General features: G+C 66.5%; 12 protein-coding genes. 7 read left to right on the forward strand and 5 right to left on the reverse strand.

Annotation, left to right across the window (positions count from 1 at the left end; genetic code table 11):
• Window positions 1-2,175 carry a 3-hydroxyacyl-CoA dehydrogenase NAD-binding domain-containing protein gene (locus tag OYT95_RS05975; RefSeq protein ID WP_268790974.1) on the reverse strand — a complete coding sequence of 725 codons (2,175 nt, stop codon included), beginning with the start codon at window positions 2,173-2,175 and terminating at the stop codon, window positions 1-3.
• Between the two features lie 20 nt (window positions 2,176-2,195).
• Entirely contained in the window at window positions 2,196-3,431 is a 1,236-nt protein-coding gene (locus OYT95_RS05980; RefSeq protein ID WP_268790975.1) for an acetyl-CoA C-acetyltransferase, read from the reverse strand.
• A 272-nt stretch (window positions 3,432-3,703) separates the two neighbouring features.
• On the opposite strand from OYT95_RS05980, the gene OYT95_RS05985 reads away from it, so the two are divergent.
• Entirely contained in the window at window positions 3,704-4,942 is a 1,239-nt protein-coding gene (locus OYT95_RS05985) for a TetR/AcrR family transcriptional regulator (RefSeq protein WP_128639116.1), read from the forward strand.
• 38 nt (window positions 4,943-4,980) lie between these two features.
• Here the strand turns inward: OYT95_RS05985 and OYT95_RS05990 are convergent, their stop codons facing one another.
• Both OYT95_RS05990 and OYT95_RS05995 read right to left on the reverse strand, forming a co-directional pair.
• The gene (locus tag OYT95_RS05990) at window positions 4,981-5,913 is read right to left on the reverse strand and encodes an oxygenase MpaB family protein (RefSeq protein WP_268790976.1); all 933 of its coding nucleotides are present in this window, start codon (window positions 5,911-5,913) and stop codon (window positions 4,981-4,983) included.
• Window positions 5,914-5,936: 23 nt separating this feature from the next.
• On the reverse strand, window positions 5,937-7,469 hold the full coding sequence (locus tag OYT95_RS05995) for an aldehyde dehydrogenase family protein (protein ID WP_268790977.1): 1,533 nt from the start codon (window positions 7,467-7,469) through the stop codon (window positions 5,937-5,939).
• Window positions 7,470-7,627: 158 nt separating this feature from the next.
• On the opposite strand from OYT95_RS05995, the gene OYT95_RS06000 reads away from it, so the two are divergent.
• Both OYT95_RS06000 and OYT95_RS06005 read left to right on the forward strand, forming a co-directional pair.
• Complete coding sequence (locus OYT95_RS06000; RefSeq protein ID WP_037244645.1) at window positions 7,628-8,770, forward strand: acyl-CoA dehydrogenase family protein; 1,143 nt, start codon at window positions 7,628-7,630, stop codon at window positions 8,768-8,770.
• Window positions 8,771-8,817: 47 nt separating this feature from the next.
• Window positions 8,818-9,513, forward strand: coding sequence for a GntR family transcriptional regulator (locus tag OYT95_RS06005; protein WP_112302202.1), 696 nt, complete (start codon window positions 8,818-8,820; stop codon window positions 9,511-9,513).
• A 15-nt stretch (window positions 9,514-9,528) separates the two neighbouring features.
• Here the strand turns inward: OYT95_RS06005 and OYT95_RS06010 are convergent, their stop codons facing one another.
• Window positions 9,529-10,464, reverse strand: a complete 936-nt coding sequence (locus OYT95_RS06010) for an esterase/lipase family protein (protein WP_112302201.1) — start codon at window positions 10,462-10,464, stop codon at window positions 9,529-9,531.
• A gap of 231 nt (window positions 10,465-10,695) precedes the next feature.
• Between OYT95_RS06010 and OYT95_RS06015 the strand changes: the two genes are divergently transcribed.
• The 4 genes from OYT95_RS06015 to OYT95_RS06030 are packed head-to-tail and all read left to right on the forward strand — an operon-like array spanning window position 10,696 to window position 15,090.
• Window positions 10,696-11,133: a chorismate mutase family protein gene (locus OYT95_RS06015; protein ID WP_328286555.1), complete on the forward strand. Its 438-nt coding sequence runs from the start codon at window positions 10,696-10,698 to the stop codon at window positions 11,131-11,133.
• Window positions 11,133-13,205, forward strand: coding sequence for an aminodeoxychorismate synthase component I (gene pabB, locus OYT95_RS06020; RefSeq protein ID WP_037244634.1), 2,073 nt, complete (start codon window positions 11,133-11,135; stop codon window positions 13,203-13,205). Before OYT95_RS06015 ends, pabB begins: the two co-directional genes overlap by 1 nt.
• Window positions 13,202-14,134 carry a prephenate dehydrogenase/arogenate dehydrogenase family protein gene (locus OYT95_RS06025; protein ID WP_268790979.1) on the forward strand — a complete coding sequence of 311 codons (933 nt, stop codon included), beginning with the start codon at window positions 13,202-13,204 and terminating at the stop codon, window positions 14,132-14,134. Before pabB ends, OYT95_RS06025 begins: the two co-directional genes overlap by 4 nt.
• Complete coding sequence (locus OYT95_RS06030) at window positions 14,131-15,090, forward strand: AurF N-oxygenase family protein (RefSeq protein WP_268790980.1); 960 nt, start codon at window positions 14,131-14,133, stop codon at window positions 15,088-15,090. The genes OYT95_RS06025 and OYT95_RS06030 overlap by 4 nt, the downstream gene beginning before the upstream one ends.
• The last annotated feature ends 87 nt before the right edge of the window (window positions 15,091-15,177 follow it).

Here is a 15,177-nt window from a genome sequence, read left to right on the forward strand (position 1 = left end):
TCAGTTCACCTCTTCGAACGTGCCGCCCGCGGCGGCCTTGTCCAGCAGTAGCTGGGGTGGGAGGAATCGGTCCCCGTACCGCGCAGCCAGCAGCTGCGCACGCGAGACGAATCCCTGGATCCCACCCGGGTATTGGTCGATGTAGCGGGCCACGCCACCGGTCCAGCCCGGATAGCCGATGCCGAGGATGGAACCGACATTGGCCTCGGTGGTCGATTCGAGGACCCCCTCTTCCAGGCAGCGGACCGTCTCGACGGCCTCGATGAACAGCATTCGCTCCTTGATGTCCTCGAACGGAATCTCGGTGTGCGCACCGTCGCGCCGGAACGTCTCGAGCCCGGACCACAATCCGATCCGTCTACCGTCCGCGTACTCGTAGAAGCCGGCGCCTGTGGAGCGGCCTTTGCGGCCGAATTCGTCGATCATGCGATCGACGACGGCATCCGCCGGATGTGGCTCCCAGGTCTTCCCTTCGGCAAGTACCGCGGCCTTCGTCTCCTCGCGGATCTTGCGGGGCAGAGTGAGCGTGAGTTCGTCCATCAACGCGAGGACGGGAGCGGGATATCCGGCCTGCGACGCCGCCTGCTCGATCGACACCGGGGAGACGCCCTCGCCGAGCATCGCGATGCCCTCGTTGGTGAAGGTACCGATGACGCGGCTGGTGAAGAACCCGCGGCTGTCGTTGACGACGATCGGAGTCTTGCCGATCTGCCGGACCACGGCGAGCGCGCGTCCGAGAGCCTCGTCACTCGTCTTCTCCCCCTTGATGATCTCGACGAGGGGCATCTTGTCGACCGGCGAGAAGAAGTGCAGGCCGATGAAGTCCTCGGTGCGCGAGACGTTTTCGCCGAGGAGGGTGATCGGCAATGTCGACGTGTTGGAGCAGAGCAGTGCGTCGGGTGCGATGAAGCCGTCGATCTCGGCGAACACCGTGTTCTTCACGGCCGGGTCCTCGAACACGGCCTCGATGACCAGCTGGGCGCCCGCGGTGTCCTCGGGCCTGTCGGTAGGGAGGATCCGCGCGAGGATCGATTCGGCCTTCTCGGGGGACGTCCGGCCCTTGGCGACAGCCTTGTCCAGAAGAGTCTTCGAGTACGCCTTGCCGTTCTCGGCCGCGGCCGGGCTCACGTCCTTCAGCACCACGTTCATGCCCGACTCGGCACACACGTACGCGATGGCGGCACCCATCATCCCCGCGCCGAGCACCGCGACCGTGCCGACAGGTGCGCGGCCGGCTCCGCCGTACCGCTTCACCAGACTGTTGGCCTTCTGCAGGTCGAAGAAGAACGCGCGGATCATGTTCTTCGAGATCTGCCCCGTCGCCAGCCCGGCGAAGTAGCGGTTCTCGATCTTCTGAGCCGTGTCGAAGTCGACGAGCGCGCCTTCGACGGCAGCGCTCATGATCGCGATCGGAGCCGGATAGGGCGCGCCTTTGAGCTGTTTCCGCAAATTGGCGGGGAAGGCGGGAAGATTTGCGGCCAGTGCCGGGGATGCGGGAGTTCCACCCGGAATCCGGTACCCCTTCACGTCCCACGGCTGCACTGCGTCGGGGTTGTCGGCGATCCACTTCTTCGCCGCCGGCACCAGGTGATCGACGTCGTCCACGAGTTCGTCGATCAGGCCGAGACCGTGCGCCTTCTCCGCTGTGTGGCGCTGTCCCTGCAGGAGAACCTGGGTGAGAGCGGGGACGACTCCGAGCAGGCGCACCGTCCGGACCACGCCGCCCCCGCCGGGAAGGAGACCGAGCGTCACCTCGGGGAGCCCGATCTGCACGCCTGCGGCATTCAGCGCGATCCGATGGTGGGTGGCGAGTACGATCTCGAGTCCGCCGCCGAGGGCGGCGCCACCGATGGCCGCGACGACGGGCCTGCCCAGCGTCTCCAGCCTGCGCAGTGGTTCCTTGATGCGGTCGACGTTCGCCATCACCGCCTCGGCCTGTCCCGCGCGGGACTTCAGGATGTCGTTGAGGTCGCCGCCGGCGAAGAAGGTCTTCTTCGCGGAGGTCACCACGACCCCGGCGATGGTGTCGCGCTCGGTGGTCAAGCGGTCGACGACCTCGCCCAGGGACACGATGAACCCCTCGTTCATCGTGTTCGCGGACTGGGCGGGGTCGTCGAGAACGAGGGTGACGATTCCGTCGGCGTCCTTCTCGTACCGAATTGTGCTGTCAGTCATGCTGTTCGCTTCTCCTGTGGTCAGTGCTGGATGCGTTCGACGACGGTCGCGATGCCCATGCCCGCGCCGACGCACAGGGTGGCCAGGCCGTAACGCTTGCCCCGGCGTTCGAGTTCGTCGAGCAACGTGCCGAGGATCATTGCGCCGGTAGCGCCCAGGGGGTGGCCCATCGCGATGGCGCCACCGTTCACGTTCACCTTGTCGAGCGGGATCTCGAGGTCCTTGGCGAACTTCAGCGCCACGGAGGCGAAGGCCTCGTTGATCTCGAACAGATCGATCTCGGAGACGTCGAGTCCGGCCTTCGCCAGCGCTTTGCGCGCCGACGGCGCGGGACCGGTGAGCATGATCGTCGACTCGGAGCCGATGACTGCCGTGGACACGATCCGGCCGCGCGGCGCGAGGCCCGCGCGCTCACCGGCTTCGGCGCTACCGATGAGCATCAGGGAGGCACCGTCGACGATCCCGGACGAGTTGCCGGCGTGGTGGACATGGTCGATCCGCTCCACCCAGTGATATTTCTGCAGTGCCACGGCGGAGAATCCGCCCTGCTCCCCGAGCGCGGCGAACGACGGCGTCAGCGCCGACAGGCCCTCGACGGTGGCGCCGGGCCGCATGTGCTCGTCCCGGTCGAGGACGACGACACCGTTGCGATCCCGCACCGGAACGACCGAACGGTCGAACCGTCCGTCAGCCCAGGCGTCGGCCGCCAGTTCCTGTGAGCGAACCGCGAACTCGTCGACCTGGGTGCGACCGAACCCCTCGAGGGTCGCGATGAGGTCGGCGCCGATCCCCTGCGGCACCATGTACGTGTCGTAGTTGGTCGCCGGATCGAGTCCCCATGCACCGCCGTCCGATCCCATGGGAACCTTCGACATGGATTCGACGCCACCCGCGAGAACGAAGTCTTCCCAGCCGGAGGCCACTTTCTGTGCGGCGAGGTTGACGGCCTCGAGCCCGGAGGCGCAGAAGCGGTTGATCTGGACACCCGCGACGGTCTCGGGCAGTCCGGCAGCCAGCGCCGCGACCCGCGGAAACACGCCGCCCTGTTCACCCAGCGGCGACACGATGCCGAGCACGATGTCGTCGATCAGTGCCGGGTCCAGATTCGGATTCCGGACCTGGATCTCCTCGATCAACCCGACCGCCAGGTCGATGGGCTTGGTGCCGTGGAGGGCACCGTTGCTCTTGCCCCGTCCACGAGGGGTTCTGATCGCGTCGAAGATCAATGCCTGCCCGCTCTGCCGGGTTGCACTCATGATCCAGCTACCTCCGATAGTTCGAAATGTGACATCCAGGAGCGCACGACCGTCAGGAGACCGCGGACACATGCGAATTGCGGTTAACTTATTCTGCGCGTTCCTCACGTGTCAATACCTCTACGACGACGCCGCAACCAGATTCACCGGCAATTTCCGCGAATGTGGCGTGACGCTTTCACCGCACGCAACCCTCAGCCGACCCGACGATGCGAAAGTCTCGGTTAAGATCATCGACAGTTAAACTGGCAGATGACTGCCGATTACTGGAGGTGACCGTGGCTCGGACCAGCACGGCGGCCGGTGCCGCCACCGAGCGGCCGATCCGCCGTCGCCCGAAGAATCGCAAGGCCCAGATCGCGAACGTCGCCGCCGAGGCCTTCAGCGAGCGCGGCTACCACGCGGTCGGCGTCGACGAGATCGCTGCCACCATCGGGATCTCCGGCCCCGCTCTCTACCGGCACTACCCCAACAAGTACGCCCTGCTCGTACACGCCGCCACCACGACTGCCGACGCACTGCAGGCGGCAGCGGACGGCGCGCTGGACGGCGTTGCCGAACTCGAGCCCGGAGACCGACTCGATCATCTGATCTCCGCACTCGTCGCGAACACCATCGAGAACCGCAAGGTCGCCGGACTCTACCGCTGGGAGGGCCGGTACCTCGAGGCCGAGGATCGCACGCGCATCCGCGACGTCTTCGTTCACGTCACCCAGTGCGTGGCAGGCCCCCTGCGGGAACTGCGCCCCGAACTCACGTCCGTCGACGCGACGACGCTGGGGGCGTCGACGCTGAGCGTGATGGGGAGCATCAGCGCACATCGCACCACTCTCGCGACGCGCCGACTCGACGCGCTTCTGAAGTCTGCGTGCGAATCGATCCTGCGCGCGACACTGCCTCCCGCCGTCCCGACCGAAGGAAAGAACGCGGGCGCAGGTGCGGTACGCGGCCTGGCGGTGACGTCCAAGCGCGAGTTGCTGATCAACGAGGCCGTGAAGATCTTCGACCGGCACGGCTACCACGACTCGAGCATCGAAGAAATCGGCGCCGCGGCAGGCATCAACGCGTCGAGCGTGTACCGCCACTTCCCCAGCAAGGCCGACCTTCTCGCAGCGGTGTTCTACCGCGCGTCCGACCGGCTGGCCGTGGCCACCTCGGCGGCGCTGTCCACCGCCACCGGCCCCGAGGATGCGCTCCGCAAACTCGCCGAGTCCTACCTGGAACTCTCGTTCGGGAACCCGGAAGTGCTGTCGGTGTACTTCGCGGAGATCGGGAACCTCCCGAAGAACGAGCGGACCAATCTCCGCAACGTGCAGCGCCTGCACGTCGAGGAGTGGGTCCACCTGGTGACCGCCGTGCGCACCGAACTCTCGGCTCCGGAGGCGCGGTTCCTGGTACACGCGGCGCTGGGTCTGGTTCTCGACATCGGCCGACTGGTCCACTTCGACACCCGCGAGGAGTCGCGTGCGCGTCTCCACACCCTGATGACGGCGGTACTACTGGGCCACTGAGGCCGTGTCCCTGGACGAATCGCCCAGGGACACAGCCGTCACGCCGCCCGTCGACGGGCTCCGCGATGATTGTCGTTGTCCGCTCCCAGGTCACGGGGACGGTAGCCCACCGGGTATCCGGGGTAGCTCCGGTTGCGCCGATCCCGTGCGGCCTTGGACTCCCGGCGTGGCGGCAGGAACCGCACGAACCTCGCACGGGCCCCCAGCGCACGGCGGGACGCGTTCTGCAGCCAGATCGGGGCAGCGGGAAACCCGAACGCTGACAGCATCATCGGGTCGAGGTGGGCGTAGACCCCCTGCGCGACGAGCGGCCGGAGTGGTGCCGGAAACCAGGAACAGAACAGCTTCAGCGTGTACGTGCCGACACGATGGTTATCGTCGGTGTACCGGAAATGCTTCCGCTCGTACTCGGCCTTGAACCGGTAGAAGTCCTCGAAACTCTCGGGAATGTTCTTGATTCCCATTCGGATTCCCACCTGACGGTAGAAGTGGAAACACGCGAGACGCTCGTTCGGAGTCAGCCGCCGCCAACCGAAGCGGTCGATCCAGTCGATCGGCTCATAGATGAAGGTGGTCAGCACGTACAGCATGTCGTCGTTGTCGATGTCGTACTTGCCGTGCATGCGATTCACGACGCGCAGCGATTCGATGCCGCGCTCGGAGTCGTAGCCGTGCTCGACGAGTTCGGCCATCAGCAGAGCGGTGTCGTCATACCGCTTCTGCGGTCGTTTCTCGAACTCACCGGTGCGCTGCAACAGTTCCGAAATGGTGGGGACGCAGTACGTCCGGAACAGCGCGAACTCGAGGGACCGCTGGTAGTCCCACGGAAACTCGTAGCCCGCCGTGATGCGATGGATCTCCTGGTGATCCCGGACCGGGTCGAGTTCCTCGATGCGCCGCTGCCAGCCGTGCCTGCCCCGCGGAACCCCGCCCGGCGCGCCGGTGTCGGCGCGCTTGGTCTTCATCAGCATGTGAATACCCTCCTGCCGTGTGCTCAGCGTCCGTGCCGGTTCTTCAACATCCAGGCCGAGATCTTCATGTCCCGCGACTTGCGCTGCATGGTGAGCAGGTTCAGCGGAGCCGCGAACCTCTGCCGGGCGATGGATTTGACCCGGCTGAATTCACGCAGACCGTCCGCGCCGTGGATGCGGCCGAAGCCCGAATCCCCGACCCCGCCGAACGGTAGCGCCGCCACGCCGGCGAACCCGAGCACCGAGCCGATCGTCACGACGCCGGCCCTGAGCTTGTCGGCAACCTGCATCGCCTTCGTCGCATCCTTGGTGAAGATGGATGCGCCGAGTCCGAACGTGGTGCCGTTGGCCTTCGTGACCGCTTCGTCGAGGCTGGCGACCTTGTTGATGACGACGGTGGGGCCGAACGTCTCCTCGCGGATCGCGGTGCTGTCCTCGGGAACGCCGGTCAGCACGATCGGCCCGACGTAGCCGTCCTTGATGGAGTCGAGTCCGCCCACCACCGCCGATCCGCCCTTGTCGAGTGCGTCCTGGACGTGGCCGCGGACGACGTCGGACTGACTGGTCATCGTCATTGGCCCGTAGGCGGCGTCCCGGGGGCCGGGGCGCAGGACCTTCGACTTCTCGGCAACCAGTCGGACGAACTCGTCGTAGGCCGAGTCGACGACGTAGATGCGCTCGACGCCGGCGCACGTCTGTCCAGCGTTGCCCATCGCCCCGAACACCGCGAAGCCGGCCGCCTCGTCCAGATTCGCGTCGGCGTCGACGAGCATGGCGTCCTTGCCGCCCGCCTCGACGACGAGGGGGGTCAGCGTTTCGGCACACGCCGCCATGACGCGCTTGCCGGTGGCGGCGGATCCGGTGAAGGCGATCTTGTCGACCCCGGCCGAGACGAGAGCCGCGCCGGTCGACCCGTCTCCGGTGACCACCTGCAGCACGGGTTGGTTGGGGACGAGCGCCTTCCACTTGTCGGCGAGCCACACCGCGACCCCGGGGGTCAGCTCGCTGGGCTTGAAGACGACGGTGTTGCCCGCCGCGAGCGCATAGGAGATCGACCCCATCGGCGTGTACACGGGGTAGTTCCACGGCCCGATGACACCGACCACACCCATCGGCTCGTATCCGACGCTGCTGGCCTGGTTCGCGCTGACCAGGCCCGACGGCACCTTGCGCCGCTTCAGAACCTTGCCCGCGTTCTTCGCGGCCCAGTCGAGATGCTCGATGGCGAGCATCACTTCGAGGAGCGCGTCGTCGCACGGCTTGCCGGTTTCGGCGGCGACGAGCGCGGCGAGCTGCTCGCCGTCGCGGGCCATCGACTTCTTCCAGTCGAGGAGCCATTGCTTGCGGCCGTCGAACCCGAGAGCGTTCCACCACTGCGCGGCCGCACGGGCCGCGTCGACGGCGGCGCGCACCTCCTGCTCCCCCTGGATCGGGTACTCGGCCAGGACGTTGCCGTTGCGGGGGTCCAGGGACGCGAACGTCTTCGGCGCCTGCTCCGTCCGGGCCTCGGGCTGCTCGCCGGCCGTCGTCTCGGTCGTCTCCGCCTGCTGTGGCATGGTCGATGTCCTCCCTCGAGATCACATCAAATATATGTGATGTGATGTAATGTAGTGGACATCACAGTATGCGGCCGACCCCATCGCGGCAAGCCCCACACAGTCACCTCCGGCCGACCGATTCGCCGGCCCAATCAACCATGAGGAGTCCCCCGGACATGAGCGTCGAATTCACCAGTGAACAGAAGGACTTCGCAGCGGCGATCGCCGATTTCTGCAAGCGCGAGAGCGGCACCCGCGAGCAGCGCGACAGGCTGACGAATCACGGCGAGCACAACCACAACCAGGACGTCTACGAGAAGATGGCCAAGCTGGGCTGGCTGGGCATCACCATTCCCGAGGAGTACGACGGCTCGGCCGCCAGCCACGTCGACATGTGCATCCTGCTCGAGGAGGCCGCCAAGGGGATGGCACCCATCGGCGGAATCGGGCCCACCCTGATCACGGGCGGCGCTTACGCGAAGTTCGGAACAGACGCACAGAAGGATGTCGTGTTGCGCGGCATCGTGGCGGGCCGATCACAGTCCATCTCGATGTCCGAGCCGGAAGCCGGTTCCGATGTCGGCAATCTCAGCACCCGCGCGGAGAAGACCGCCGACGGCTGGGTGATCAACGGACAGAAGACGTGGTGCTCCAACGCGCACTTCGCCGACAACATCCTGCTCGTGGCCCGCACCGGGCGCGGCGACGGCAAGCACGAAGGCCTCACGATGTTCCACGTCCCCGCAGATACCGCCGGGCTGAAGATCAGCGGCATCGACACGATGGGCGGCAAGGAGGTCAATGATCTCTACTTCACCGACTGCGTCCTGCCCGAGGACGCGGTGGTGGGCGAGGTCGGCAACGGCTGGCGCCAGCTGATGACCGGCCTGAACTTCGAACGCCTGATCCTCGCCGCCATGATGCTCGGCACCGCTCAGCGCGCGTTCGCCGACACCCTCGACTTCGTCACCCAGCGCAAGCAGTTCGGGCGGCCCGTCGGATCGTTCCAGGCGCTGCGCCACCGTATCGCCGATCTCGCGACGGAGATCGAGTGCTGCAAGCTGCTCGTCTACAGCGTCGCCGAGGACGTCGACGCGAACCCGGACAAGATGCTGGCCCGCGAGGCGTCGATGGCCAAACTGAAGGTCACGGAGACGGCGAAGAAGGTCGCACTCGAGGGCATGCAGATGATGGGCGGGTACGGCTACGCCACCGAGTTCGACATGGAGAAGCACGTCCGCTCCACCATCGTGTCGACCATCTACGGCGGTACCAACGAGATTCAGCGCGACATCATCGGCAAGACCTACGGCTTGTAATCACCCCCTGCGGTTTATGCTGGTTTGCCGCATCGAAGGAGTTCTCCATGGCATCGCCCTCCGTGTCACGATCCCCAGCGGGCCGCACCCTGCGCCGCCGACCCCAGCTGTCGGACGACGTCGCCGTGCACGTCCGCAACCTGATCATGTCCGGGGGCGTTCGCCCGGGTGACTTCATCCGCCTCGACGAGACCGCGGCGGACCTGGGGGTCAGCGTCACACCTGTCCGTGAGGCGCTCCTGACCCTTCGCGGCGAGGGCCTCGTCGAGCTGGTTCCCCACCGCGGGTACGTCGTCGCACCGCTCAGCCGGGACGACATCCACGACCTCTTCTGGCTGCAGGGGCAGATCGCCGAGGAACTCGCGGTCCGCGCGACGCGGTCGGCCACCCCGGAGGCCGTGGAGGAGCTGACCGCGATCAACGAGAAGCTGCGGCGCGCCGTCGAGGACGGCGACGCCGACCGCATCGAGGACCTCGAGTTCTCGTTTCACCGGGTCATCAACCGGCTTGCCGACGCGAGCAAGCTGTCGTGGTTCCTGCTCAGCGCCACCCGGTACACCCCGGTGCAGTTCTATTCGTCCGATCCGGCCTGGGGTGAGTCGGCGGTCGAGAGCCATCGCCGGCTCATCGCCGCGCTCGCCGACGGGAAGGCCGACGTAGTGGGTGCGGAGAACAAGGCCCACTTCATCGACGGCGCCCAGCGGCTGGTCGCGCATCTCGACGAGGTCGGCATCTGGGACTGACCGGCGCCACCGGTGTCAGCACGGTGCGGGGTTGCGATCTCCGTAGGTGGGGTCCAGAGCCCGCTGGATGATGTATACGGCCCGCGCATCGGTGGTCAGCTGGATGTGTTCGGACGTGTTCGTCTCGCAGCCGTCCTGGAGCCAGATGTTGTGCACGACGGCACCGGGACCGGCCGTCAGGAACGTGTTCTCCGGCGGGGTCGACACGGTGTCGCTGCGGCTGGCGACCACCGTGTACTCGATGCCCGGGTCGGTGTCGCCGCTGGCGTTGAGGACTTGCAGGAAGGGTGAGCCCACCATCTGCTGGATGTAGGACGGTCCGACCGCGACACCGGCGAGCGTCATGACCGGCACACCCAGTGCCTGCGCGATCGCACCGAGCGACTGGACGTCCCCGAAGCTGGTGCCGTGGTTGGTGGCGCCGAGTGTGACGAGCGAGTGCACCTTGTTCAGCGCGGGGTTCGTGCGGTCGGCGCCGCCGTCGAACCGCAGGTACTGGCGGGAGACCGTGCCACCGAGCGAATGCCCGATCATGTCGACCTGCGAAGCGCCGGTGGTGGTGCGGACCTGGTCGACGAATCCGGCGAGCTGCTGAGCGGACTCCGCGATGTCGGCGCCACCGAACATGCGCATCAGGTTGCCCTCGGTCAGACCGGTGGCCTGTCCGTAATTGAGGGCGAACACGCAGTATCCCTCCGCCGTGAGCGCCGGCGCGAGGTCCTTCCATGTTCCCACCATGCCGGTCCACGTGCCGTGCACCAGCACGACGGGACGCGGATGCGCCGCGGACGGCTTACAGCTCCAGTCATTCGCCCCCGGCAGCACCGACAGGTCGGCCGCGGGTGCGGGTTCCGCTTCCACGGGATCCGCTGCCGCTGGTGCCGCACTGCACAGCATCACGATGCCTGCCAGCACGAACAACAGGGCCCTACTGGCCAACGATATACGCATATTCCTCGTATCCTGGGTTAGCGGAAATAGACTTCAGGTTACGTTAGCCAACCGTCCATCAAAGTCTCAACTCGAGATCGAGACTCTGGGGGTGATAACCCACCTGGTTCGTATTCGGCCGTTCGAACACACCCCTTCCGGCCATCCGGAAGGGCTCATGGAAACGAACCACCAACGACACACGATAGTCGGGATGAGAAAGCTACTGCCGATCGAGTGAGTGGGGCGACTATGTACTTCTCCGTAGGACAGCGGAACGGCGACGATTCCGGAGAGCATTCTGACGCCTCGGCGCAGCAGGCACTCGAGGGTCTGCGCGCGGAACTCGACGCAGTCGACGCGACCCTGCTCGAAGCGGTCCGGCATCGCCTGGAGGTGTGCCTGCGCATCGGCGAACTGAAGCGACGCGAGCACATCGCCATGATGCAGCCAGGCCGGATCCACATCGTCCACGAGCGGGCGCGACAGTACGCGGACAGCCACTCACTGTCCCCGGAGTTCTTCGACTCGCTCTACGACCTTCTCATCGCCGAGACGTGCCGGCTCGAGGACCTCGTCATCAACGCGGAGCCCGCCGACGAGGGCGCCCGCCACAACGGACACCACGACCACCGTGACAACCACCACGTTCGTCACAGTTCCGTGCCATCTGCGAATGTCGAGTCGTGATGAGTACCCGGACGCTGTTGATCGACAATTACGATTCCTTCACCTATAACCTGTTCACTCTGCTGGCCGAGGTGAACGGTGAGCCCCCCACGGTCGTGCACAACGATGTGGAGTGGGATTCGATCCCCTGGTCCGACTTCGACAACATCGTCATCTCCCCCGGCCCCGGACGCCCGGAGCGGCAACGCGACTTCGGCATCAGTGCGCGCGTCATCACCGAGACAGAACTCCCCGTCCTCGGCGTGTGCCTCGGTCACCAGGGTCTGTGCCAGCTGTTCGGGGGCAGTGTGGTTCTCGCACCCGAACCGATGCACGGCCGCGTGTCCCTCGTCGAACACGACGGTTCCGAACTCTTCGCCGGCATTCCGTCACCGTTCCCGACGGTCCGCTACCACTCGCTGATCGTCGAGGATCTCCCCGACGACCTCGAGGCCACCGCCTGGACCGCCGACGGCCTGCTGATGGGTGTCCGGCACCGCACGCGTCCGCTGTGGGGCGTCCAGTTCCACCCCGAATCGATCAGCACCGCCTTCGGTCACGAACTGCTCGCGAACTTCCGCGATCTCACGCAGACGCATTCCGGGACACCCACGCACGGTTCGATGCTGAGAATCCCGATTCCCCACGCGCCGTACGTGGTCCAGCAGGTGCGCGTCGACCACGAAGTCGACCCCCGCACCACGTTCGAGGATCTCTTCGCATCCGGGCCCAACGCGTTCTGGCTGGACGGGACGTCGGCATCGGAACCGAATTCGCGATTCACCATCATGGGCAATTGTTCCGGCCCTCGCGCGGAGTACATCACGTACGACGTCAGCGAATCGATCGTCCGGATCACCCGCGAGGGATTGCCGGTCGAACAGGTGCACGCACCGTTCTTCGACTACCTCGAGCGGCAGCTGCAGGCCCGGTCGGTGCCCGGCCTCCCGGGTGTGCCGTTCGGCCTCGGCTACGTGGGGTACCTCGGCTACGAACTGAAGGCCGAGACCGGCGGCACGGCGGCCCACAAGTCGCCCACCCCCGACGCCGCGCTGGTGTTCGCCGACCGCGCCGTCGTCATCGACCATTCCGGCGAGCGCACCTACGCGCTGTGCCTGAGCGATCACCAGGACGATCCGGAGTTGCGCCGCTGGCTCGACGAGATGGAGGTGGCGCTGCATCGGCTGGCCGAGCCGGACAACCCGCCGACCGCGGTATCGCCGATCCGGAAGCCGGAGTCCGCCGAACTCGCCCTGCGCCACGAACACGACAAGTACCTCGAACACATCGCAACCTCGCTCGGTGAGATCCGGACCGGCGAGTCCTACGAGGTGTGCCTGACCAACATGGCGACGGTGGACCAGTCGATCGATCCCCTGCACACGTTCGAGTTGCTGCGTTCCATCAGCCCCACCCCGTACAGCGCGTACCTCCAGTTCGCCGGACTGTCGGTTCTCAGCGCCTCCCCCGAACGGTTCCTCAGGATCGGCGCGGACCGGGTGGTGGAGTCCAAACCCATCAAGGGGACGCGTCCACGCGGCGCCACCCCCGCCAAGGACGCGGCGCTTCGGCAGGACCTGCTCGACAGCGAGAAGGACCGCGCCGAGAACCTGATGATCGTCGACCTGACGCGTAATGATCTGGCCCGGGTGTGCGTTCCCGGATCGGTGCACGTTCCCAAACTCTTCGATGTCGAGACGTACGCGGCGGTGCATCAACTCGTGTCGACCGTGCGCGGCACCCTCAGCGCCGATGCCTCCGTCGTCGAGTGTGTTCGCGCCGCCTTCCCGGGCGGATCGATGACGGGCGCCCCGAAGATCCGGACCATGGAGATCATCGACCGGCTCGAGTCCGGGCCGCGCGGTGTGTATTCCGGTTCGATCGGCTACTTCTCGCTGACGGGGACGGCAGACCTGTCGATCGTCATCCGCACGATCGTCGCCACGGACAGCGAGGTGACGTTCGGTATCGGCGGGGCGATCACGGCACTCTCCGACCCGGAGGAGGAATTCGACGAGGCGATGGTCAAGGCCGCCACCATGTTGCGGGCACTGACCGTGACGGCAGACCGGCCGAACGAGATCGGGCCGTGAACGTCCCGGCCGCATCCGCCCGGACCGTCGCGCTGATCGGCGGTTCCGGCGATGTCGGCCGGATGCTGGCGACCCGGCTGCGCGCCGACGGAAACACGGTGCGCACCATCGACATCCGGTTCACCGATCGGTCTGATCCGGATCAGGTGAAGGGCGACGTCACCGACCCGTCGCCCGAGCTGCGGGCGGTGGTGAACGCCGCCGACGCGGTGATCCTCGCGATCCCCGAAAGTGCCGCGCTGGAGGCGATTCCGTTCGCGGTGGCGGAGTTGTCCGAACACGCCCTGCTGGTCGACACGCTGTCGGTGAAGTCCCGATTCGACGCCGCCCTGCGTGACAGTGCGCTGCGCAACGGCGCGGTCGGCATCAATCCGATGTTCGCGCCCTCCCTCGGACCGGAGGGCCGCCCGGTCGCGGCGGTGACCTACCGGGACAGCGGTGAGGTCGAGTGGTTCTTGTCGGTGCTGTCCGGCTGGGGGTCGTCGGTCGTCCGCCTGGACGCCGAACACCACGACCGGCTGACGGCAGCGACCCAGGCGCTGACCCACGCCGGCGTCCTCGCCTTCGGCCTCGCGCTCGCGGACCTCGGTGTCGACGGCGCCGAACTCACCGCGGTGGGGACCCCTCCTCATCTCGTGTCGCTCGCGCTCCTCGCCCGGGTCGGTGGAGGCGTCCCGGAGGTCTACCGGGACATCCAGGCGGGCAATCCCTTCGCGGGCGAGGCCCGCCGCGCGCTCGCCGCGGCGCTGACCACTCTCACGGAAACCGTCGAGCAGGGCTCGGAGGACGACTTCGCCTCGCTCATGTCCCGCTCGACGTCGGCGCTCGGCGACCGGAGCGAACCCCTCGCCCGGCTGTGCGCCGACCTCTTCACCGATCTCGTTCACAGACAGCCGCGGTCGTGGGACAGGAACGGAGATTCGTCATGACGCCCCAGAAGACTCCCTCGCTCCCGGAGTACGACCCGGCTGATCCGGTGGAGAGCGCCGTCGTGTCCCGGCTCGCCCGGAACTGGGGACAACGGGCGACCGTGAAGAAGCCGGAACCGGACCTCGACGCACTGTTCGACCTCGCCAAGCAGGACTACCCGAACGAGTTGCTGCCCTTCGCCGATCACGATCGGTTCCTGGGCATGAGCGAGGAGCAACGGAACCGGCTCCGGGCGTGGGCCTGGATCGCATTCAACAAGAATGTCATGGACATCGAGCAGTACGTGGTCAATCCCGGGTTCGACCTCGTCGCGCACGACGCCCTGGACACCGGGCTCGGAGACACGTTCGCCGTGGCCGTCCACCAGGCGATGGTCGACGAGCAGTACCACACCCTCATGCACCTGAACGCGAGCGCGGTCACGCGCAGGCAACGCGGTTGGGCGATGCCGAACAATGCCCTTCCCGACGTCCTCACGTTGCGCCGTCAACGCGCGGCGACTGCCGATGCCGCCGACCCGAGGAAGCGGGCGATCACGACGTTCGCCTTCATGACGGTGGCCGAGATCTCGATCAGCTCCTACCTCGACCTGATTTCCGAGAACGACGTCATCCAGCCGGTCAACCGGGCGACGGTCCGCCTCCACAACCGCGACGAGTACTGTCACGCCTCGATCGCCGACGACATCGCCGGCGTCGTTTACGACACTCTGAGCCCCGACGACCGCCGCCATTTCCTGGACGGGCTCGTCGACGCGATGACCGCATTCAGCAGCAACGACTACTCGACGTGGCACACCATCGTCGAACTCATGGATCTGGGCGGCGGTCAGGCGATGATCGACGACGCCGAACACGACACCCGCCGATCCGCACTGGTTCAGGATTTCAGTGGCATCCACAAACTGTGCAAGCACCTCGGCGTCGCGGGCGAGATGTCCTTCGAGTGGGCCTGACCCCGCGGCGACGGGAACCGGGCGACAGGAACAGACGGGGCCGCATGGTGGGAAGGCTCGGTGCCTTCCCACCACGGGCCGTGGAGA

The sequence above is a fragment of the Rhodococcus sp. JS3073 genome, assembly GCF_026810085.1.
Taxonomy (GTDB): Bacteria; Actinomycetota; Actinomycetes; order Mycobacteriales; family Mycobacteriaceae; genus Rhodococcus_F; species Rhodococcus_F wratislaviensis.

Excerpts from the sequence above, each read along its gene's own strand:
- OYT95_RS05975 (WP_268790974.1), bottom strand. The coding sequence starts at position 2,175 with ATGACTGACAGCACAATTCGGTACGAGAAGGACGCCGACGGAATCGTC.
- OYT95_RS05980 (WP_268790975.1), bottom strand. The coding sequence starts at position 3,431 with ATGAGTGCAACCCGGCAGAGCGGGCAGGCATTGATCTTCGACGCGATC.
- OYT95_RS05990 (WP_268790976.1), bottom strand. The coding sequence starts at position 5,913 with ATGCTGATGAAGACCAAGCGCGCCGACACCGGCGCGCCGGGCGGGGTT.
- OYT95_RS05995 (WP_268790977.1), bottom strand. The coding sequence starts at position 7,469 with ATGCCACAGCAGGCGGAGACGACCGAGACGACGGCCGGCGAGCAGCCC.
- OYT95_RS06000 (WP_037244645.1), top strand. The coding sequence starts at position 7,628 with ATGAGCGTCGAATTCACCAGTGAACAGAAGGACTTCGCAGCGGCGATC.
- OYT95_RS06005 (WP_112302202.1), top strand. The coding sequence starts at position 8,818 with ATGGCATCGCCCTCCGTGTCACGATCCCCAGCGGGCCGCACCCTGCGC.
- OYT95_RS06010 (WP_112302201.1), bottom strand. The coding sequence starts at position 10,464 with ATGCGTATATCGTTGGCCAGTAGGGCCCTGTTGTTCGTGCTGGCAGGC.
- OYT95_RS06015 (WP_328286555.1), top strand. The coding sequence starts at position 10,696 with ATGTACTTCTCCGTAGGACAGCGGAACGGCGACGATTCCGGAGAGCAT.
- pabB (WP_037244634.1), top strand. The coding sequence starts at position 11,133 with ATGAGTACCCGGACGCTGTTGATCGACAATTACGATTCCTTCACCTAT.
- OYT95_RS06030 (WP_268790980.1), top strand. The coding sequence starts at position 14,131 with ATGACGCCCCAGAAGACTCCCTCGCTCCCGGAGTACGACCCGGCTGAT.